17 protein-coding genes and 1 pseudogene are annotated in these 19,508 nt (G+C 71.2%); 7 read left to right on the top strand and 11 right to left on the bottom strand.

The features are described from left to right. Positions 1-68: 68 nt before the first annotated feature. The 5 genes from V8690_RS38815 to V8690_RS38795 form a co-directional block, all read right to left on the bottom strand. The gene (locus V8690_RS38815; RefSeq protein WP_338784712.1) at positions 69-881 is read right to left on the bottom strand and encodes a lysophospholipid acyltransferase family protein; all 813 of its coding nucleotides are present in this window, start codon (positions 879-881) and stop codon (positions 69-71) included. Further along, positions 881-1,648 carry a GNAT family N-acyltransferase gene (locus V8690_RS38810; RefSeq protein ID WP_338784711.1) on the bottom strand — a complete coding sequence of 256 codons (768 nt, stop codon included), beginning with the start codon at positions 1,646-1,648 and terminating at the stop codon, positions 881-883. Before V8690_RS38810 ends, V8690_RS38815 begins: the two co-directional genes overlap by 1 nt. Before the next feature lie 207 nt (positions 1,649-1,855). After that, positions 1,856-2,605 carry a succinate dehydrogenase/fumarate reductase iron-sulfur subunit gene (locus tag V8690_RS38805; RefSeq protein ID WP_338784710.1) on the bottom strand — a complete coding sequence of 250 codons (750 nt, stop codon included), beginning with the start codon at positions 2,603-2,605 and terminating at the stop codon, positions 1,856-1,858. Next, positions 2,602-4,551 carry a fumarate reductase/succinate dehydrogenase flavoprotein subunit gene (locus tag V8690_RS38800; RefSeq protein ID WP_338784709.1) on the bottom strand — a complete coding sequence of 650 codons (1,950 nt, stop codon included), beginning with the start codon at positions 4,549-4,551 and terminating at the stop codon, positions 2,602-2,604. Before V8690_RS38800 ends, V8690_RS38805 begins: the two co-directional genes overlap by 4 nt. 2 nt (positions 4,552-4,553) lie before the next feature. Then, positions 4,554-5,222 (bottom strand): succinate dehydrogenase, encoded by a 669-nt coding sequence (locus V8690_RS38795; protein WP_338784708.1) that lies wholly within the window; start codon positions 5,220-5,222, stop codon positions 4,554-4,556. A gap of 118 nt (positions 5,223-5,340) precedes the next feature. Between V8690_RS38795 and V8690_RS38790 the strand changes: the two genes are divergently transcribed. Then, positions 5,341-6,225, top strand: coding sequence for a LysR substrate-binding domain-containing protein (locus V8690_RS38790; protein WP_338784707.1), 885 nt, complete (start codon positions 5,341-5,343; stop codon positions 6,223-6,225). 124 nt (positions 6,226-6,349) lie between these two features. On the opposite strand, the gene V8690_RS38785 is transcribed toward V8690_RS38790, so the two are convergent. The 3 genes from V8690_RS38785 to V8690_RS38775 all read right to left on the bottom strand — a co-directional run bounded on the left by V8690_RS38785 (position 6,350) and on the right by V8690_RS38775 (position 10,546). Beyond that, positions 6,350-8,494: an EAL domain-containing protein gene (locus V8690_RS38785; protein ID WP_338784706.1), complete on the bottom strand. Its 2,145-nt coding sequence runs from the start codon at positions 8,492-8,494 to the stop codon at positions 6,350-6,352. Further along, a complete protein-coding gene (locus V8690_RS38780) occupies positions 8,491-9,303 on the bottom strand; it encodes an SAM-dependent methyltransferase (RefSeq protein ID WP_338784705.1) in 813 nt (270 codons plus the stop codon). Before V8690_RS38780 ends, V8690_RS38785 begins: the two co-directional genes overlap by 4 nt. 268 nt (positions 9,304-9,571) lie before the next feature. Continuing rightward, positions 9,572-10,546, bottom strand: coding sequence for an SCO0930 family lipoprotein (locus V8690_RS38775; protein WP_338784704.1), 975 nt, complete (start codon positions 10,544-10,546; stop codon positions 9,572-9,574). A gap of 778 nt (positions 10,547-11,324) precedes the next feature. Here V8690_RS38775 and V8690_RS38770 point away from each other — a divergent pair. From V8690_RS38770 to V8690_RS38760, 3 genes are all read left to right on the top strand, one after another. Next, positions 11,325-11,453, top strand: a complete 129-nt coding sequence (locus V8690_RS38770; protein ID WP_338784703.1) for a hypothetical protein — start codon at positions 11,325-11,327, stop codon at positions 11,451-11,453. Between the two features lie 24 nt (positions 11,454-11,477). Then, a complete protein-coding gene (locus V8690_RS38765) occupies positions 11,478-12,242 on the top strand; it encodes a DUF4239 domain-containing protein (RefSeq protein WP_338784702.1) in 765 nt (254 codons plus the stop codon). A 222-nt stretch (positions 12,243-12,464) separates the two neighbouring features. After that, positions 12,465-12,992 carry a hypothetical protein gene (locus V8690_RS38760; RefSeq protein ID WP_338784701.1) on the top strand — a complete coding sequence of 176 codons (528 nt, stop codon included), beginning with the start codon at positions 12,465-12,467 and terminating at the stop codon, positions 12,990-12,992. Between the two features lie 126 nt (positions 12,993-13,118). Here the strand turns inward: V8690_RS38760 and V8690_RS38755 are convergent, their stop codons facing one another. Then, positions 13,119-13,607 (bottom strand): hypothetical protein, encoded by a 489-nt coding sequence (locus tag V8690_RS38755; protein ID WP_338784700.1) that lies wholly within the window; start codon positions 13,605-13,607, stop codon positions 13,119-13,121. Between the two features lie 425 nt (positions 13,608-14,032). Between V8690_RS38755 and V8690_RS38750 the strand changes: the two genes are divergently transcribed. Next, complete coding sequence (locus V8690_RS38750) at positions 14,033-14,701, top strand: class F sortase (protein ID WP_338784699.1); 669 nt, start codon at positions 14,033-14,035, stop codon at positions 14,699-14,701. 39 nt (positions 14,702-14,740) lie between these two features. On the opposite strand, the pseudogene V8690_RS38745 reads toward V8690_RS38750, so the two are convergent. After that, a pseudogene (locus tag V8690_RS38745) lies at positions 14,741-15,573 on the bottom strand (polysaccharide deacetylase family protein). Between the two features lie 523 nt (positions 15,574-16,096). Here V8690_RS38745 and V8690_RS38740 point away from each other — a divergent pair. Further along, positions 16,097-16,558 (top strand): universal stress protein, encoded by a 462-nt coding sequence (locus tag V8690_RS38740; protein ID WP_338784698.1) that lies wholly within the window; start codon positions 16,097-16,099, stop codon positions 16,556-16,558. Between the two features lie 191 nt (positions 16,559-16,749). Continuing rightward, positions 16,750-18,162 carry an amino acid permease gene (locus V8690_RS38735; protein WP_338784697.1) on the top strand — a complete coding sequence of 471 codons (1,413 nt, stop codon included), beginning with the start codon at positions 16,750-16,752 and terminating at the stop codon, positions 18,160-18,162. An 18-nt stretch (positions 18,163-18,180) separates the two neighbouring features. Here V8690_RS38735 and V8690_RS38730 read toward each other — a convergent pair whose 3' ends face one another. Then, positions 18,181-19,335: a CapA family protein gene (locus V8690_RS38730; RefSeq protein ID WP_338784696.1), complete on the bottom strand. Its 1,155-nt coding sequence runs from the start codon at positions 19,333-19,335 to the stop codon at positions 18,181-18,183. Between the last annotated feature and the right edge of the window lie 173 nt (positions 19,336-19,508).

Genomic DNA, 19,508 nt, shown 5'->3' with positions numbered 1-19,508 from the left:
CGGAGAGCCGGACTGCGCCGTATCCGGCACGCACGCTGTCCGGCTCTCGCTGAAGCAGATCAGGGCTTCTACGCCACCAGCACCGTGTGCGTCCACGCCGGGGCCGCCGTCTCCTGGGGTTGTGCGGAGTGGGCCAGTGCGCGGCGGTCGGGGCGGGTGCCCGGGGGGATGGGTGCGCGGACGTCGACCTCGGCGACCAGGTTGCGGGCAGTCGCGACTCGCCACAGGGAGGCGAGCAGGGTGTCGTCGCCGACGAACGCGGGGGCCGTGGTGGTGGTTCCGCCGGTGAGCCGGTAGCGGATCCGGACCGGCAGGACCGGCACCCCGGCGTCGAGGGCGGCCTGGAAGACGGCCCGGCGGAAGGTGCCCTGGGCCCGGCCGCACCAGGTGCTGCCCTCGGGGAAGGCCGCGACGGCGCCGCCCTCGCGCAGCGCCCGGGCGATACGGGCGACGGTGTCCGGGAGGGCCCTCAGCCGGTCCCGGTCGATGAACAGGGCGGCGCGGGCGGCCAGCGGCCCGGCGACGGGCCACCGCCGTACCTCGGTCTTGGCCAGCATCCGGGCGGGGCGTACGGCGGCGAGCAGTGGTATGTCCAGCCAGGAGATGTGGTTGGCGACCAGCAGCATCCCGCCGGTGGGGGCGGCGGCGCCGGTGATGCGGACCCGGACCCCTGCGGCCCGCACGATCCACCGGCACCAGCGCCGGATCAGGGACGCCGGTATGCGGGCGCCGAGCGGCGACAGCACGATCCCCGCGAGCAGCAGCAGGACGACCCCGGTGAGGCGCAGCACGGCACGCGCCACGGCCCGCGCCGTCACCGCCGCCGGCGCCTCGACACAGGCCTGCGGCGTGCAGGGCGCGGTGGGCAGCCAGGCACTCATCAGGCGGGGACGAGGGACAGGAAGTGCCGCAGGTAGCGCGGGTTGACCCCGCTCATGGGCAGCAGTACGTACAGGTCGGCGACGCCGAAGTCCGGGTCGTGGGCCGGTTCGCCGCACACCCAGGCGCCGAGGCGCAGGTAACCGCGCAGCAGGGCGGGCAGTTCGGCGCGGGCGGCGGGCGTGGGGCCCGGGACCCACGGCAGCAGCGGCCGGACGCGGTACTCCTGCGGGGAGAGGTGCTTGGCGCTCACCCGGTCCCAGGTGGCGGAGGCCAGGGCGCCGCCATCGGCGAGCGGGACGGAGCAGCAGCCGGCGAGCCACTCGTGGCCCCGGGAGACCATGTAGCGGGCGATGCCGGCCCAGATGAGGCTGATGACCGCGCCGTCGCGGTGGTCGGGGTGCACGCAGGAGCGGCCTACCTCGACGAGCTCCGGCCGGATCCCGGCGAGGGAGCTCAGGTCGAACTCGCTCTCGGAGTACAGCCGCCCGGCGACCGCCGCGCGCTCCGGCGGCAGCAGCCGGTAGGTGCCGACGACCTGGCCGGTCGTCTCCTCGCGGACGAGCAGGTGGTCGCAGTACGCGTCGAACGGGTCGACGTCCAGCCCGGGCTGCGAGCCGGTCAGCAGGGCGCCCAGCTCCCCGGCGAAGACGTCGTGCCGCAGCCGCTGCGCGGCACGCACGTCCTCCTCGGTCCGGGCGAGGGCGACGGTGTAGCGGGTGGGGGCCGTGGGCTGCGCGGGGCGGTCGACGGTCAGTACGCCGGTCATGGCTCTCTCCTGGTCACGGGCCGGGGGCGGCGAGCGGTGCCGCCGCCACTGTTGTGCCCATGCCGCCTGACCTTCGCGTGACCAGTGCCAGGAGCGCGGATGCCGGGAGGTTGAATGCCAGGCGCCCGGAAGGGCGAGACGGGGCCGGTGAGCACCAACCGGCCCCGCCCGTCCGCACCAGACGGCGAACGTTCTACCTGCCCGGCACTACCGCTTGCTCACCTTCCGCGTGGCCCGCAGCCACTCCTTGTTCATGCCGGTGATGGACATGAGCGGAATGCCCTTGGGACAGGCGGTGGCGCACTCTCCCGTGAGGGTGCATCCGCCGAACCCTTCCTCGTCCATCTGCGCCACCATGTCCAGCACCCGCGTCTCGCGCTCGGGCGCCCCCTGCGGCAGCACGTTCAAATGGTTGATCTTGGCGGACGTGAACAGCATCGCCGCACCGTTCGGGCACGCCGCGACACACGCACCGCATCCGATGCACTCGGCGTGTTCGAAGGCGAAGTCGGCGTCCGGCTTCGGCACCGGCGTGGCATGTGCTTCGGGAGCCGCACCCGTCGGCGCGGTGATGTACCCACCGGCCTGGATGATCCGGTCGAACGCCGAACGGTCGACGACCAAATCCTTGATCACCGGGAACGCGGACGCCCTCCACGGCTCGATGTCGATCGTGTCGCCGTCCTTGAACGACCGCATGTGCAGCTGACAGGTAGTGGTCCGCTCGGGCCCGTGCGCATCGCCGTTGATCACCAGCGAGCACGCGCCACAGATGCCCTCGCGGCAGTCGTGGTCGAAGGCGACTGGGTCCTCGCCCTTGAGGATGAGCTTCTCGTTGAGCGTGTCGAGCATCTCCAGGAACGACATGTCGGGCGAGATGCCGTCCACCTCGTACGTGGACATCGTGCCGTCGGCGTCGGCGTTCTTCTGCCGCCAGACGCGCAGGGTGAGCTTCATGCGTAGCTCCGCTGGGTGGGGTGGACGTACTCGAAGACCAGGTCTTCCTTGTGCAGGGTCGGAGCCTCGCCGGTGCCGTTGAACTCCCAGGCGGCCGCGTACGCGAACTCCTCGTCCTTGCGGGCGGCCTCGCCGTCGGGTGTCTGGGACTCCTCGCGGAAGTGGCCGCCGCAGGACTCGCTGCGGTGCAGCGCGTCGAGGCACATCAGCTCGGCCAGCTCCAGGTAGTCGACGACGCGGTTGGCCTTCTCCAGCGACTGGTTGAACTCCTCGCCGGTGCCGGGCACCTTGACGCGCCGCCAGAACTCCTCACGGATCTGCGGGATGCGCTCCAGCGCCTTGCGCAGTCCCGAGTCGGTGCGGGCCATGCCGCAGAACTCCCACATGAGCTCGCCGACCTCGCGGTGGAAGGAGTCGGGCGTGCGGTCGCCGTCGACGGACAGCAGCAGGTTGATCCGGTCCTCGGTCTCGGCCAGCACCTCCTGGACGACCGGGTGGCCGGCGTCGACCTGGTCCTTGTGCGGGCTGCGGGCGAGGTAGTCGTTGATGGTCGCCGGGAGCACGAAGTAGCCGTCGGCCAGCCCCTGCATCAGCGCGGAGGCGCCGAGCCGGTTGGCACCGTGGTCGGAGAAGTTGGCCTCCCCGATCGCGAACAGGCCGGGGATGGTGGTCTGGAGGTCGTAGTCGACCCACAGGCCGCCCATCGTGTAGTGCACGGCCGGGTAGATCCGCATGGGCACCCGGTACGGATCCTCGTCGGTGATCCGCTGGTACATGTCGAAGAGATTGCCGTACTTGGCCTCCACGGCCGCCCGGCCCATGCGCTTGATGGCGTCGGCGAAGTCGAGGTAGACGCCCTGTCCGCCGGGTCCGACGCCCCGCCCCTCGTCGCAGACGTTCTTCGCGGCGCGGGAGGCGATGTCACGCGGCACCAGGTTGCCGAAGGACGGGTAGACGCGCTCCAGGTAGTAGTCGCGCTCGTCCTCGGGGATCTCGTTCGGCGGGCGGTCGTCGCCCTTGGCCTTCGGCACCCAGATGCGGCCGTCGTTGCGCAGCGACTCGCTCATCAGCGTCAGCTTGGACTGGTGGTCGCCGGTGCGCGGGATGCAGGTGGGGTGGATCTGGGTGAAGCAGGGGTTGGCGAAGTAGGCGCCGCGCCGGTGCGCCCGCCAGATGGCGGTCGCGTTGGAGTTCATGGCGTTCGTCGACAGGTAGAAGACGTTGCCGTAGCCGCCGGTGGCGAGTACGACGGCGTCCGCGAAGTAGGTGTCGATCCTGCCGGTGACGAGGTCCCGGGCGACGATCCCGCGCGCCCGCCCGTCGACGACGATCAGGTCGAGCATTTCCGTACGCGGGTGCATCTCGACGTTCCCCGCGGCGATCTGCCGGCTGAGGGCCTGGTAGGCGCCGAGCAGCAGCTGCTGTCCCGTCTGGCCCCGGGCGTAGAAGGTCCGTGACACCTGGACGCCGCCGAAAGAGCGGGTGTCCAGCAGGCCGCCGTACTCGCGGGCGAACGGCACGCCCTGCGCCACGCACTGGTCGATGATCTCGACGGAGATCTGCGCGAGCCGGTGGACGTTGGACTCGCGGGCCCGGAAGTCGCCGCCCTTGACGGTGTCGTAGAACAGCCGGTGGATGGAGTCGCCGTCGTTGCGGTAGTTCTTCGCGGCGTTGATGCCGCCCTGCGCGGCGATGGAGTGGGCGCGGCGCGGGGAGTCCTGGTAGCAGAACTGGACGACGTGGTAGCCCTGTTCGGCGAGGGTGGCACCGGCGGAGCCGCCGGCGAGGCCGGTGCCGACGACGATGACGGTGTGCTTGCGCCGGTTGGCGGGGTTGACCAGTTTGGCCTCGAAGCGGCGCTTGTCCCAGCGCTCGTTGATGGGCCCGGACGGGGCCTTGGTGTCGACGACCGGCTCAGCGGTCGCGTAGTCGGCGTAGGAAGTCATCTTCAGCTCACCACTCCGGTCATGACGCCCACGGGGACGGCGATGAAACCGGCCGTGAGCAGCAGCGCGAGGGCATTGGCGACGGTCTTCAGGGCACGGTCGCGGGTGCGGCTGCCGGCGCCCAGGGTCTGGGCGGCGCTCCAGAAGCCGTGCCGGACGTGCAGGCCGAGCGCGAGCATCGCGACGATGTAGATGACGTTGCCGTACCAGGTGGAGAAGGTGTCCACGACGTTCTGGTACGGGTGGCCGGGCCGGAAGCCGGGGTGCACGGTGCCGGTCGTCAGGTCCAGGATGTGCCAGACGATGAACAGCCCGAGGATGATCCCGCCCCACCGCATGGTGCGCGTCGCGTAGCTCGCCCGCGGCCTCTTGTGCACGTACTTGCTGGGCCGGGCCCGGATGTCGCGACGGCTGAGCTGGTACGCGGACACGGCGTGGGCGACCACGGCGGCCACCAGCACGATCCGGACCAGCCACAGCGTCCACTCGTAGTGCATGAAGGGCTCGCCGACGGTGCGCAGCCAGTGGGCGTAGTGGTCGAACTCGCCGGCCCCGAAGAAGATCTTCAGGTTCCCGATCATGTGGACGACCAGGTACAGCAGCATGATCAGCCCGCTGACCGCCATCACGGTCTTCTTGCCGAGGGTGGAGTGCCACACGGTGCGTGCCATGGACGGCCGTCGGTCCGTCCGCGTTGCCAGAGCCATGGCACAGACGCTACGGACGCGGATCCGATCGGTCCAAGACATGGTGCGGCTTGATTCCATAGGCCGGGGCTATCGTACGAGCATGCAGTTCCACCAGCTCCAGTACTTCGTGGCCGTCGCCGAGACCCGGCACTTCACCCGGGCCGCCGATCTGGTCCACGTCGCGCAGCCGTCGCTGTCGCAGCAGATCAAGTCGCTGGAGCGGGAGCTGGGAGCGGACCTGTTCCTGCGGGCACGCGGCAACATCACGCTCACGGACGCCGGGGAGGCCCTGCTCCCCCTGGCGCGGCGCATCCTGGCGGACGCGGACACGGCCCGGCACGAGGTGCTGGAGCTGGTGCAGCTGCGGCGGGGGCGGGTGCGGCTCGGTGCCACGCCCAGCCTGTGCACGGGCCTGCTGCCGGATGTGCTGCGTGCCTTCCACGACCGCTATCCGGGCGTCCGGCTGCTGATCGAGGAGGGCGGTTCGCACGACCTGGTGCGGGAGCTGGCACGCGGCGCCCTGGATCTCGCCCTGGTGGTTCTCCCCCTGCCGACGCCGTCCCCGGCGCTGACCACGGTGGAGCTGCTGCGCGAGGACCTGGTCGTGGTCTCCTCCCCGGACGCGCCGGGGCCCGGCCGGGGCCGGCGCACCGTACGCATCGCCGACCTGGAGGGCGAGCGCCTGGTGATGTTCCGGCACGGCTACGACCTGCGTGAACTGACCGTGGCGGCGTGCCGCGCGGAAGGGTTCGAGCCGGACTTCGCGGTGGAGGGCGGAGAGATGGACGCGGTGCTGGGTTTTGTGCGGGCCGGGTTGGGGGTTGCCGTTGTACCGCGGATGGTGGCGGCGAGGTCGGGTCGTGGTCTGCGGGTGACTCCGCTGGCCAGACCCGGCCTCCACCGCACGATCGCGCTGGCGCACCGCAGCGATGTGGCTCCGCCTCGGGCTGCCCGGGAGTTGCAGCGGATGCTGCTTGAGCGGTGAGGAGCTCTTTGGGGAGCGCCGCTGTGTGCGAGTGCGCCGTGCGAGAGCCCGGGAGCGTTGTGGTTGCCCGCGCCCGCGCGGCGGAGCCGCATGTCGAGTACAGCCCCGCGCCCCTGGAGTCGGCTCAGCCCGTCGCGTCCGCCAGTGCCAGCTCGTGCAGCCTCTCCGGCGGGCCGGGGCGGGCGTAGTACCAGCCCTGGGCGGTGTCGCAGCCCAGGATCCGCAACTGCTCCGCCTGCGCGCCCGTCTCGACGCCCTCGACCGTCACCGCGAGATCCAGACTGTGGGCCAGCGAGACGATCCCCTCGACGATCTTGAGGTCGACGGGGTCGGCCGGGAACTGCTGCATGCTCTGGGTGAAGGAGCGGTCCAGCTTCAGGACGCTCACCGGCAGCCGGCGCAGGTTGGCGAGGTTGGAGTAACCGGTCCCGAAGTCGTCCAGGGCGATGTCGACACCCATCTCCGCCAGGCGCCGCAACGGCTTCAGCAGGTCGTCGTCCGCGCCGATCAGGGCGGACTCCGTGACCTCCAGGCACAGCGCGTCGGGTGCCACGCCCGTGCGCTCCAGGATGTCGACGGTGTCCTGGACCAGGCCGGGGTGGGTCAGCTGGCAGGGCGAGAGGTTGACGTTGATCCGCAGCGGGCCCACGGCCTCCGCGCCACCGTGCAGTTCCCGCCACTCGCGGGCCTGCCGCACCGCCTGTTCCAGGACCCACCGGCCCAGCGGCACGATCAGCCCCGTGTGTTCCGCGAGCGGGATGAACCGGTCCGGGCCGAGCACCCCGTGCTGCGGGTGCAGCCAGCGCACCAGGGCCTCCGCACCGCGCACACTGCCGTCGCCGAGATGGACCAGCGGCTGGTACTCGATGAAGAACTCGCCCCGCTCCAGGGCCGTCGGCAGCGCCGTGGTCAGCCCGTGCCGGGTGATGGCGCGGGCGTCCGCCTCCGGGTCGGCGAGCTCGAAGCGGTTGCCGCCCGCCGACTTGGCCCGGTACATGGTGATGTCGGCGCTGCGCAGCACCTCCGCCGGGCTGCGCTCCCCGGCCGGGCCCTCGACGATGCCGATGCTGCCGCGCACGGTCAGCTCCCGGCCGTCGACGCTGATCGGCGCGAGCAGGGCGTTCATGATGCGCGTGGCGAGCTCGTCGACCTCGCGCTGGGTGTCGGGGCCCGTGGTCAGTGCCACGAACTCGTCGCCGCCCAGCCGGGCGACCATCTCGCCGGGCGCGGTGGCGCAGGACTGGAGCCGGTCGGCGACCTCCACCAGCAGCCGGTCGCCGGCCGCGTGGCCGAGGCTGTCGTTGATGGTCTTGAAGCCGTCGAGGTCGAGGTAGCACAGCCCGAACCGCTGGCCCTTCCCGGCGCCCAGTGCCTTCTCCAGGCGCTCGAAGAAGAAGGTGCGGTTCGGCAGCCCGGTCAGCGCGTCGTGCGTGGCCTCGTAACGCAGCCTCAGATTGAGCAGCCGTCGCTCGGTGGTGTCCTCCATGAGCGCGAGCTGGTACTGCGGACTGCCGTCGGCGTCCCGCAGCAGAGAGACCGTCAGGTTGGTCCACAGGACCGTTCCGTCAGGGCGGTAGAACGCCTTCTCCACGTGGTAGTGCTCACGCTCGCCGCGCACGAGTTCGTCGTAGAGCCGCCAGGTCTGCGGCGCGTCGTCGGGGTGGGTCCACTCCATGACGTTGCGGCTGCGCATCGTCTGCTCGGAGACCCCGAACATGCGCAGCAGCGCGCCGTTGACCTGGAGGATGTTGCCCTCGAGGTCGGCCATGCCGATGCCTATGGCCGCGCCCTCGAAGACGGCGCGGAAGCGGGCCTCGGTCGCGTGCAGGGCCTGTGCCACCACACCCTGCGCCCGGAGGGCGGCCTGGGCGATGGCCTCCTGCTCGGCCAGGGTCCGCTCGCGCAGGGCCTGCGCGAAGCCGGCGGCCATCGCGTGCTGGAGGCGTGCGGAGCGCGCCCGCAGGCCCTCCTGGTCGCCGTCGCCGCCGCAGTACAGGACGAGGTAGGCGTCCACGCAGTCCAGCGTGCGGCTGAGCGCCTCCGGGTCGGTGCAGTGCGCGTCCACGAGAGCGGCGCCCACCGCCCTGCCCTCGTCGGCGTCGAAGGCCCGTGCCAGCAGCGCCTCGCTCAACCTCCGGGCCAGCGGAAGCAGTTCCTCCTCGAACTCCGGCCGGGTCGACGACGTCGAGGTCACCGGGAAGACGGCCCGGCTCCAGATCGTCGCGAACCGGCGCAGTCTGTCCTCCGGCCCGTCCGGTTCCGCGATCACGCCGTACGCCCCACGCCCGCGAAACCGGAGAACGCATACGGATCCTCGTCCTCCGGTGCGGTGTCGGGCCGCCAGCGCGGCATCGCCACCAGTCCGGGTTCCACCATGTCGTACCCCTTGAAGAACCGCGCGATCTCCTCGCGCGAGCGCATGATCAGCGGGTTGCGGATGTCCTGGTAGACGTTCACCGCGCCCCCGGCCCGCTCCGGCGGCAGCGGGATGCCCTCGTACGAGGCATGGGTGAGCACGAGCAGGCTGCCGGGCGCGAGCGCCTCGCCCAGCTCGGCCACCGCCCCGTACGGGTCGTCTTCGTCTTCCACGAAGTGCAGTATGGCAACGAGGAGCAGCGCCACTGGCTGATTCAGGTCGATCAGCCGCTCCACCTCGGGGCTGCGCAGGATCTCCTGGGGCTTGCGGAGGTCCGCGGCCACGATGTCCGCGTCGTCGTTGCACTGAAGGACCGCCTGGCTGTGCGCCACGGCCACCGGGTCGTGGTCGACGTACACCACGCGCGCGCCGGGGCGGGCGGCCTGGGCCACCTCGTGCACATTGCCGAAGGTGGGGATGCCGGAACCGATGTCCAGGAACTGGCTGATGCCCTGCTCGGCCGCATAGCGCACGGCGCGGCGCATGAACGCCCGGTTCGCCTGCATGATCTTGGGGAGTCCCGGCATGAACTCCATGGCCCTGCGGGCCGCTTCCCGGTCGACCTCGAAGTTGTGCGATCCGCCCAGGTAGTAGTCGTACATCCGGGAGACGCTGGGCACCGAGATGTCGATGCTCCGCGGGGCCCAGGCGGGACGCTCCATCTATCTCTCCAAGGCGTAGGCGATCCGGTGTTCGAGCAGAGGCTACTGATCGCCCGCCAATGGAGCGACCCGAAACGGAAAATGACCATCCGTTCCCGGTCACTGCCTGCGGCACGTGCCGAATTGATACCCGCGTGCATGCCCTTCGAACATACGACGAACAGTGTCCGAGCACGTCAAAACGGTCCGCCCCGCCGTGAGTCACGGAGGGGCGGACCGGGTCGGCTCCGTCGGGTGGAGGAGATGATCAACCCTGGGGGAGGTTTCCCTACTTCTCCGAGGCGCCGACCAGCTTCCCGTCGGGCCGCACGGCGTACCAGGTGCCGCCGACGCCCTGGCCGTTGGTGTCGCCGGGAGCCTTGTCACCGGCGAAGGTGTAGATCGGCGAGCAGTTGATCGTCTGCTGCTCGCCCTTGCCGTCGGTCCGGTCGAAGATCATGTAGCCCTTCTCCTGGATGCCCTTGGTGTCGGCGAAGTCGACGGGCTCCACGAGCGGCCACTTCTCCAGGCACTCGCCGGTGCAGTTGGAGACGGGCTTGGGCCAGGCCTCGTCCTTCTTGAACCGGTAGACGGTCATGCCGTTCTTGTCGACGACGATCTCGCCCAGCTTGGGATCGTTACGGGTGGACAGCCCGGGCAGCGCCTCGGTGCCCTCGCCGCCGGCCCCGCCCCCCTGCGCCTTCTTGCCGTCGGGGGCCAGCGCGTACCACTTCCCGCCCACGCCCTGGCCCTTGACGTCACCGGCGTTGACATCCTTGGCGTAGCGGTAGGCCGGCCAGCCGCCGACCGTCAGCTGCTTGGTGCCGTCGGCCCGGGTGACCGAGCCGAGAAGCGACTTGTCGATGCCCTCGCCGGCCTCCGCGTCGTCCGCGGGCACCGGCGGCCAGGTCTTGGCGCAGTCGCCGTCGCAGTTCGACTTGGGCGGCTGGTCGGTGTCCTGGTCGAACCGGTACAGGGTGAGCCCCAGGCTGTCGGTCACCACCTTGCCGACCTCCTCGGCGGTGGCGACGGACAGCTTGCCCGCAGGGTTCGACGGGCTGGAAGGGCTCGGCGCGGCCTGCTGGCCGCCCGCGGTGCCGCCCACTCCGTTCCCGGTGCCGATGCTTCCGTAGTCCCCGGGCGCTGCCGAGGCGCCCACGTTCTGGCTGGCCGCCGGTGGGCTGTCCTGACCGCACGCCGTCGTCAGCGCCAGGACCGCCGCGGCGCTCGCCACGAGTGAGGCGCTCCGCCAGGAGGTCTTCATCGTCAACTCCCCATAATCGCAAGGGTGTTGCAGCGCCCTGCTGCGCCGCCGCACGGCCATGAGTACGCACGGGAGGCGTGATGGTGTTCAACCACCGGCCAAATTTCTTTCCGGAACCCGTGACGGCCGCCGCTCGTCACGGCACACGGGTTCGCCTCGAAGGCTTGCGGGCGGCCGCCCATCAAACCTCCGGCACCCGGATATCCCTCTTTCGGGGCAATCCCCTTGCGCTCCGGCGCGTCCCTGCCGCACAAGGTTCATGATCTCCGTCGTGCATGGACCCCTATCGACGCAATCCGCCCTCGCCGCAAGGGCCTTGGCGGTGGCGACGCTGACCTGGGCACTCGTCGGCGCACCGGCCGGAGTGGCGGTGGCCGACGCCTGCGCGTACGCCTCGACGGGGCCGGACGGCACGGAGGCGGTGGCGATCGCCGGAAGCAGGACGACCTGGCCGACCAAGCCGCCGTGCCCTCCACCCACACCGACCCCCACGCCCACGCCCACACCGACGCCTCCGCCGACCCCGACGCCTCCGCCGCCGAAGCCGACTCCGTCACCGACTCCGACACCACCGCCGCCTTCACCCTCGCCCCCGCCCCCGAAACCGCCCCCCACGGCCAGACCGGAGCCGCCGGCTCCGTCTCCGCCGCCCGCTCCACGCCCGGCGGCGCCGCCCCGGCCGGCCCCCAGGCCCGTCCCTCCTCCACCCCCCGCCCCGGCACCGAAGCCGGTGCCGAAGCCGTCGGCGAAGCCCACCCCGCGTCCGTCCGCGACGCCCGTGCGTTACCCGCGGTACCGCGCCTCGCCACGGCCACGACCGGCGAGCAACACCCTGTCGCCGCTCACCTTCGTCCTGCTCGTCACCGTGCCCGCGGTGGTCGCCGTCGCCGCGCTGCGCCCGCGCTGATCCCTGAAGCTCTGGAGGCATCTCTTGCCGGAATGGCTCGTTCTCACCCTCGCGATGCTGGCCGCCTGTGCCGTGGTGGTCGTCATCACCCTCGTACGCCATCGCACGGCGTCCGACGACGAGGACCCCAGTGAGACCCCGGACGTCATCGAGTACATGACGATGTGGATCGGCGTCGTGTACGCCATCGTCCTGGGTCTGGCGATCGCCGGTGTCTGGGAGGGGCGCAGCGCCGCCCAGGACCACGTCCAGGCGGAGGCCACCGCGCTGCACGAGATCTCGGAGCGGGTCCGGGTCTACCCGGACGACGTACGCGACCGCATCCGGGACGACATCCATGCGTACGTGAGCCACGTCGTCACCACCGAGTGGGACACCATGGCCGACAAGGAACAGGTCACCGAGCGCGGCGGTGAGCTCTTCGAGCGCCTCCGCCAGGACGTCACCGACTACCAGCCGAAGACGGACTTCGAGGCCCAGGCCTACCAGCCGCTCCTCGACCAGGTGACCGCGGCCAGCCAGGCCCGGATCGCCCGGGCGGAGTCGACCGGGGAGACCATGCCGGGCGTGGTGTGGTTCGGGCTGATCATCGGAGCCGTGGTCACCATCGGGATGATCTTCGCCCTCCAGATCCGCAGAACGACACGTGAACTGGTCCTCGCCGGAGTGTTCTCGGCGCTGATCGCCTTCCTGCTGTTCCTGATCTGGGACTTCGACTCGCCCTACAGCAGGGGCGTGACCGCGTCGGCGGACCCGTTCCTGAACCTCTTCCCGGGTACCGGGGACTGACGGCACCCGCACCACGGAACCGGGCCGGGGGCGAGCGACACACCGTCGCCGTCCCCCGGCCCGTCAACGGAATTCCCCCAGGCGGCCCACACATGTACCCCATTCGCGCTACTGCGATCGCGCCACGGTGTGAGCATTCTTAGCGTTTCGGGCATCGAGGTGCATTTGTGACGTGAGCGGAACAGGTCCGCGGCTGCTCCTCGGGGACCCGGAGGTTTCACCATGCGCGCGATCTGCGTCGCTTCGGCCTCGGCCGTACTGCTGGGCGCCGGCGCCCTCACCTCCTGCGTGCCGGCCGACGCGGCCGGGCGGACCGATTTCGTCTTCGGCGTCGAGCCCTCCACCGTCGTGGCGGACGGCCAGGTCACGCTGCGGGTGGAGCGCAACAGAGCGTGCCGGGGGGAGGCGGCGGTCTTCTCACCGGTCTTCGACGTGGTCGTCATCCCGCCGGAGAAGCGGTCGGCGACGGCCAGGGTCGACTGGGACGCCAAGCCCGGCGCCGTGTACGACGTGGAGTTCGTCTGTGACGAGTCGAGCGGCACCGCGCGCCTGACCATCGCCGGCGGGCATCCGGCGCACCACCCGAAGCACCACCACCGCCACCCGTCGAAGGGCGTGCATGCCGGAGAGGGCGGCACCCTCGCCGGTTTCGACCTCAAGGAGATCGGCCTCGGCGCCGCCCTCATCGCCGGCGCGCTGGGCACGGCGTACCACTTCGCACGCCGCCGCACCGACGAGGACGCCGGCTGACCGGCCCGGCGCACCGCACCTGGCCCGGCACACCGCACAGGTCTTCGCCCCGGATCCCGCGAGGGATCCGGGGCGAAGACCGTTCACGTGCGAGGCGGCTCGTCACAAGGAGCGGGGAACGAGGCGTCAGACGCGCCGCTCGGCCCGGCGGCGCATCCAGAACACCCCGCCACCGACGAGTGCCGCTGCCACGAGCCCACCGCCGATGGCCATGTCGGTCGAGGTCGCACCGGTGGTGCTGCTGCCTCCGATACCGCCGCGGACACCGCCGATGACGGTGAAGGCCTGGGGCTTGGTCAGGCTCCTGCCGTCGCAGGTGACCGTGATGTCGTACGGCCCCGGGTGCGCGTTGTTCCTGATGGTGGCGGTGCCCCTCGCCGTCTCCTTGGCGCTGGAGACGGGCGAGAGCGTCGCCGGCCTCGTGAACGCGTTGGAAGTCGCCGTGCCGCCCTTGCGGCAGCCGTCGACCGTGATGGTCAGCTGGCCGCCGCGGGCGATCACGCTGGGCAGGGCGACGATGTTGCTGGGTGTCTCCCACGCGACGGCCGCGGGGGTGGAGAGGCCGAGGGCGGCGACCGCGGCGCCGGCGACCGCCAGGGCACGAGTGTTACGCATGTGAACCTCCGCGGAAGACGCCCCGGGACCCGTCCCCGGTCGATCGGCGAGAAAGCGCCTCCCAGAAAGACAGTCAGTTGCCTTGTCCCGAACCGCATTTCGGGAATGGTCCGTCCCGGTGAGAGAAGGCACCTCGGGAGAACCGCGCAACCGGATATCGCCGCAGGTCACGGACCATCGGAAAATTCCTCGCGGCGGCAACTCGGATGGCGCACCTCATGGCCCCGGAACCATCCGGAACCATCCGGAACCATCCGGAACCATCCGGAACCACCCCTGAACGACCGCTGACAGCCCTGGATCACCCCTGACAGCCCCGTTGGCCACCCGTTCGCTCCCGCCCCGTCGCCGCTTTCGCGCGCCGCGCTTAGCGTTCTGATATGCGCGAACGACACGGCGACGGCCGCGTCGAGAGGGGATGGCCCATGTCTGCGTCCGAGCTGGCCGAGGCGGAAGAGGAGGCGCGGCGGAAGAAGCGCGCCCCGTGGGGCGTGATAGCGCTGGTTCTGCTGACCGGCCTCGCGCTCATCCGGAATGGTTCGGGGGAATTCGACGAGGGCCCGCCGCAGCCGGCGACCGCGGCCGCGGCGGACAGCCGCGTGCCCGGGGACACCTTCGCCGGGGCCGTCAAGCCCCTCCCCTACGCCCTCCCGGACCGGGTCCGGATCCCGGCGATCCAGGTCGACGCGCCGATGATTCCCGTGGGCCTGGACGCGGACGGCTGGGTCGGCGCGCCGCCCCCGGAGGACCCGAACCTGGCCGGCTGGTTCACCGGTGCCGTCACCCCCGGCGAGAAGGGCACCGCGGTCGTCGTCGGCCATGTCGACAACCAGCAGGGCCCCGCCGTGTTCTACGGACTCGGGGCCCTGAAGAGGGGAAACCGCGTCGAGGTCGCCCGGCAGGACGGAAAGACCGTCGTGTTCGAGATCTACGGCGTCGAGGTGTTCCAGAAGGACAACTTCCCCGGCGACCGTGTCTACGCCTCCAAGGGCGTGGCGGAGCTGCGGGTCATCACCTGCGGCGGCGGTTTCTCCCAGCAGAACGGCTATGAGGGCAACGTCGTCGCCTTCGCCCGCCTGGTCGAGGTGCGCTGAGCGCTCCCGGCCGGGCGGTCGACGGCCCGACGGCATCTCTCACGCGTAGTGCCGCCGGGGCACGGTGACGTGGTAGCCGGAGTCCAGCAGTTCGGGCAGATAGCGCCGCAGGGCCCGCACGCTCTGCGAGCGGTCGCCCCCGGCGTCGTGCGAGAGCACCACGACACCGGGGGCGGCGCCGTTCTCGACCCGGTTGACGATGGAACGGGTGCCGGGGGTGGTCCAGTCGAGGGTGTCGAGCGTCCAGGCGAGGGGTTCCATGCCGAGTTCGGCGCCCAGTTGGAATGCGGCGCGGTTCCAGGCGCCGTAGGGGGCGCGGAACCACTCGGGGCGCTCTCCGTAGGCACCCTCGATGACGTCGCAGGTGCGTTCCATCTGGGAGCGGATCTGCCGGCGGGTGAGGCGGGTGAGCAGCGGGTGGGACCAGGTGTGGTTCCCGACGACATGGCCCTCGGCGGCCATCCGGGCCAGCAACTCCTTGCTGTCGGCGGCCCTCTCCCCGCACACGAAGAACATGGCGCGCACGTCGTACTCGGCCAGGGTGTCGAGAATGTCCGGGGTGTAGCGGGGGTCGGGGCCGTCGTCGAAGGTCAGCACCATGGTGCGGCCGCGTCCGGAGACGCGCAGCAGCGGTTCGCGGCGTACCAGCGTCCGGCGGGGGCAGCCTGCGGCGGGCCGAATCCGGTCAGGGGCTGGAGCCGGTACGCGGAAGAGCTGAGCGGGCGGCGGGCCTGGGACCCCGCGGCCGGGACGGACCCGGCGGGTCCGTCCCCGGTGACCGCCGTGAACACACCGGCCGTGGCGGCCGCTCCCACGGCGCCGGTGCCCGCGATCAACAGCCGGCGCCTGGTGAGCAACTGATCCTTCTTCATGACTCATCAGTCGCCCGGCGGAAGGCCGACGCACCTGAGCAACACCGATGCGGCCGCGTGCTTTCACCCGAACGGCCTACACAGAAAGGTCGGTGACGGTGCACCAGGGGGAACGGCAGGATCTCCCGGATCGTCAGCCCGGTGCGGCACGTGACCAGTCGGTCGCGTTTTTGTCGCCTCGGGATCGCCTGCCGCAGCGTCTGGACGGCGGCGGACGGGCACGCGGGCCGGTTCGGACAGGTCGGCGGGCTCGGTCCCGTCCCCTCCGGCGGGGCCGAGCGCCGCCAGTGACGGCGGCCCTCCGTGGTGGCGGGCCGCTGTCCGCCCTTCGAGTGCCCTGTTCCTCTTCCCCGCAACGTGCGAGGCGGCCTCCGCGTAGCGACACCAGCAGGCGGCGCAAGAGGCGGAGCACCGGTCCGGCGCCGACACGGGCGCCCTCCTCGGACACGGAACACCGGTGTCCTCTCGCGCTTCCGGCGATCCCGGCTCAGTGCCTGGCCTCCGGCCTTCGATGCCTCGCGGCGTGACGGAACAGCACTCTCATCAGTTCGAGCGGGGCACGGACGGGCCGAAGGTGATCGTGGCCGGGGTGGACGGCTCCGACTCGTCCCTGCGCGCCGCGGCCTACGCCGCCGGCCTGGCCCGGCGCCAGCACGCGCTGCTCGCCGTGGTGTACGTGCAGCCGGTGCTGGCGGCGGGCGCGGCGCTCGGGGCGCCGGTGGCCGAGACGACCGAGGAGATCGCCGAGGACCTGGTGGCGCAGATCCGGGACGCGGCCGAGCGGCTCAAGGGGATATTCGAGGTCCGCTGGGAGTTCCACACCTTCCGCGGCGACCCGTACAACGGCCTGGTGCAGGCGGCGGACGAACTCAAGGCGGACGCGGTGGTCGTGGGCGCGTCCGAGCAGGCGGGCCACCGGATCGTCGGATCGGTGGCGGTACGGCTGGTGAAGGCGGGGCGGTGGCCGGTGACGGCGGTGCCGTGACCGGCCCTGGACCCGCCTCTTCGACCGGGTGCGGGCCGATCCCGAGGCGGCGTCCCTCGTCGCGCACGACCTGAGCTACGCCGTGGCGCCGTGAGGCGGCGGGGACCGTGTGCGGTGTCTTCCGTCACCGGGGGAGCTGGGCCATCATGATCCGCCGTCAGCCGTTTGCCGATCACGAAGAGGTGAGGCGCGTGGCCGTGCTCCGGATGGGCCAAGGGATTCTCCGTCGCAAACCCATCGAGCGGATCGAGGAGACGGAAGTCGGCAAGGGCACCCAGCTGGAACGGTCCCTGGGGCTGTGGCAGCTGACCGCCATCGGGGTGGGCGGCATCATCGGCGCGGGCATCTTCACGCTCGCGGGAACCGTGGCCAACGGTACGGCGGGTCCGGCCGTGCTCGTCTCCTTCCTCATCGCGGGCGTCGCGAGTGCCGCGGCCGCCCTGTCCTACGCCGAGTTCGCCGGGCTCATCCCGAAGGCCGGTTCCGCCTACACCTACGGCTACGCGGTGCTCGGCGAGCTCGCGGGCTGGTTCATCGGCTGGGACCTGCTGCTGGAGTACACGGCGATCGTGGCCGTGGTCGCGATCGGCATCTCGGGCTACTTCAGCTTCCTGGTCGGCGAGATGGGCGCCGACCTGCCGAACTGGATGCTGGGCGCGCCCGGCACCGGCGACGGGCACAGAGTCGATCTGTTCGCGGCGCTGCTGTGCCTGCTCATCGCCTACCTGCTGACCCTCGGCATCAAGAACGCCGCCCGGTTCGAGACGGTCGTGGTGGTGCTGAAGGTCCTGGTCGTGCTGCTGGTGATCGCGGTCGGCGTGTTCCACATCGACACGGCGTACTACAACCCGTTCTTCCCGTACGGGGTCGGCGGGGCGTTCACGGGCGCGGCGACGGTGTTCTTCGCGGTCTTCGGCTACGACGCCATGTCGACGGCGGCCGAGGAGTCCAAGGACGCCCAGCGGCACATGCCGAAGGCGATCATCTACTCGCTCGTCATCTCGATGGTCCTGTACGTGGCGGCCTGCCTGGTGCTGACGGGCATGCAGGACTACAAGGACATCGACAAGGAAAGCGGCTTCTCGACGGCGTTCAAGTCGGTGGGGCTGAGCGGGCTCGCGGACGTCATCGCGGTGGGCGCGATCATCGGCATCCTCACGGTGATGTTCACGTTCATGCTCGGCGTGACCCGGGTGTGGTTCTCCATGTCCCGAGACGGGCTGCTGCCCAAGTGGTTCGCGAAGACCCACCCGACGCGGCACGTGCCCACCCGCGTCACCTGGATCGTCGGAGCCGCGTCGGCCGCCATCGCCGGGTTCCTGCCGATCGGCGAGGCGGCCGAGCTGACCAACATCGGCATCCTGCTGGCGTTCGTGGTGGTGTGCGCGGCGGTGATCGTGCTGCGCTACCGGCAGCCGGACCTGCCGCGCACGTTCCGTACGCCGTGGATGCCGGTCGTGCCGGCGGTGGGCATCGTCTTCTCGATCTGGCTCATCACCTTCCTCCAGTGGCAGACCTGGGCACGGTTCGCCGTCTGGTTCGCGCTGGGGCTCGTGATCTACTTCGCGTACTCCTACCGGCGCTCGGAACTGGCGCGGCGCTGACCGGCCGGCTTTCCGGGCCTACTCCCCCATCACCAGGCCGTCCCCGGCCGCGCCCCGGCTGAGCACGACGTCGCGGATGCGGTCGCGGACGGCCTGTACATCGGCACCCTGGGCGATGGCCCGGTTCAGGTTGACGACCCGGCCGGCGTCGGCGTCGAACAGCTGCGGGACGAACTCCGCCTTCGTCACCTCCCAGCGGCCGCCCGGGCGTGCGGGCGGGGCGAAGGTGAAGCGGCCGAGGGTCGACTGGTTGCCGCGCGGGTCCCGGGCGCCCTGGTGGTTGGTCATCTCGCCGGCGATCTGGTCGCCCATGCCGTAGATCACCCAGGTGCCGTTGACCTTCTCGTAGGCCTGCGGGACGTGGGCGTGGGTGCCGAGGATCAGGTCGATGTCGGGACGGCCCCCGCTGCGCGCGGCGGTGAGGCTCCGGGCCAGGGTCAGCTGCCGCTCGTCGGGGGCGTCCTGCCATTCGGTGCCCCAGTGCAGGGAGACCACGACGACGTCGGCGCCCGCCTCGCGCGCGGCCCGGGCGTCCGCGAGGACCTTGCCCTCGTCGATGAGGTTCACGGCCCAGGGCTGCCCGCCGGGGAGCGGGATGCCGTTGGTGCCGTAGGTATAGGCGAGGTGGGCGACATTCGCCGGGCCCGCCTGGAGGACCGTCACCGTGCGGGCCTCCTCCTCGGCGCGGGCCGAGCCGGCGTGCCGTACGCCCACGCGGTCGAGGGTGTCGAGGGTGCGGCGGATGCCGTCGGCGCCGTCGTCCAGGGTGTGGTTGGAGGCGGTGGAGCAGCCGTCGTAGCCGGTGGCGGCGAGGGCCCGGGCGACCTCGGGCGGGGACTTGAAGGTGGGATAGCCGGTGTAGTCGCCGTCCGCCCCGTAGACGGTCTCCATGTGGCACAGGGCCACGTCGGCGCGGGAGACGACGGAGCGGATCCCGGCGAGCATCGGCCGGAAGTCGTAGCCGGTGCCGCCGGCGTCGAAGCGGGCCCGGTCGATGACCGTGCTGTGCGGGAGGACGTCGCCGGAGGCGACCAGTGTGAAGCCGCGGGGTCCGGCCACGGACGGTGCCGGGCGTCCGGGGCCGGCCGGTTCATGGTTGCGGGCCTGGCAGGCGGCACCCGCGACGAGGGCGACGGTCAGGGCCAGGGCCACCTGTCGACTGCGTGCGATCATGCATTCACCCCACTGTGGGCGTTGTGGTCGTATTTACGCACAAACAGGAAAGAAGGATCACAGCGCCCCATACGGCTCCGACACGCTCATTAGCCCGTCCGGCGCGCGCCGGGCGGGCGGCCGTGACCGTTCGTCGAACCGTTCGTCGACGCGATCGACCGTCCGTCGCACAG

Source organism: Streptomyces sp. DG1A-41, assembly GCF_037055355.1.
Classification (GTDB): Bacteria; Actinomycetota; Actinomycetes; order Streptomycetales; family Streptomycetaceae; genus Streptomyces.
The sequence above is the reverse complement of the archived record's forward strand: the minus strand, read 5'-3'. Positions and strand labels throughout refer to the sequence as shown.

Excerpts from the sequence above, each read along its gene's own strand:
- V8690_RS38815 (WP_338784712.1), bottom strand. The coding sequence starts at position 881 with ATGAGTGCCTGGCTGCCCACCGCGCCCTGCACGCCGCAGGCCTGTGTC.
- V8690_RS38810 (WP_338784711.1), bottom strand. The coding sequence starts at position 1,648 with ATGACCGGCGTACTGACCGTCGACCGCCCCGCGCAGCCCACGGCCCCC.
- V8690_RS38805 (WP_338784710.1), bottom strand. The coding sequence starts at position 2,605 with ATGAAGCTCACCCTGCGCGTCTGGCGGCAGAAGAACGCCGACGCCGAC.
- V8690_RS38800 (WP_338784709.1), bottom strand. The coding sequence starts at position 4,551 with ATGACTTCCTACGCCGACTACGCGACCGCTGAGCCGGTCGTCGACACC.
- V8690_RS38795 (WP_338784708.1), bottom strand. The coding sequence starts at position 5,222 with ATGGCACGCACCGTGTGGCACTCCACCCTCGGCAAGAAGACCGTGATG.
- V8690_RS38790 (WP_338784707.1), top strand. The coding sequence starts at position 5,341 with ATGCAGTTCCACCAGCTCCAGTACTTCGTGGCCGTCGCCGAGACCCGG.
- V8690_RS38780 (WP_338784705.1), bottom strand. The coding sequence starts at position 9,303 with ATGGAGCGTCCCGCCTGGGCCCCGCGGAGCATCGACATCTCGGTGCCC.
- V8690_RS38775 (WP_338784704.1), bottom strand. The coding sequence starts at position 10,546 with ATGAAGACCTCCTGGCGGAGCGCCTCACTCGTGGCGAGCGCCGCGGCG.
- V8690_RS38760 (WP_338784701.1), top strand. The coding sequence starts at position 12,465 with ATGCGCGCGATCTGCGTCGCTTCGGCCTCGGCCGTACTGCTGGGCGCC.
- V8690_RS38755 (WP_338784700.1), bottom strand. The coding sequence starts at position 13,607 with ATGCGTAACACTCGTGCCCTGGCGGTCGCCGGCGCCGCGGTCGCCGCC.
- V8690_RS38750 (WP_338784699.1), top strand. The coding sequence starts at position 14,033 with ATGTCTGCGTCCGAGCTGGCCGAGGCGGAAGAGGAGGCGCGGCGGAAG.
- V8690_RS38730 (WP_338784696.1), bottom strand. The coding sequence starts at position 19,335 with ATGATCGCACGCAGTCGACAGGTGGCCCTGGCCCTGACCGTCGCCCTC.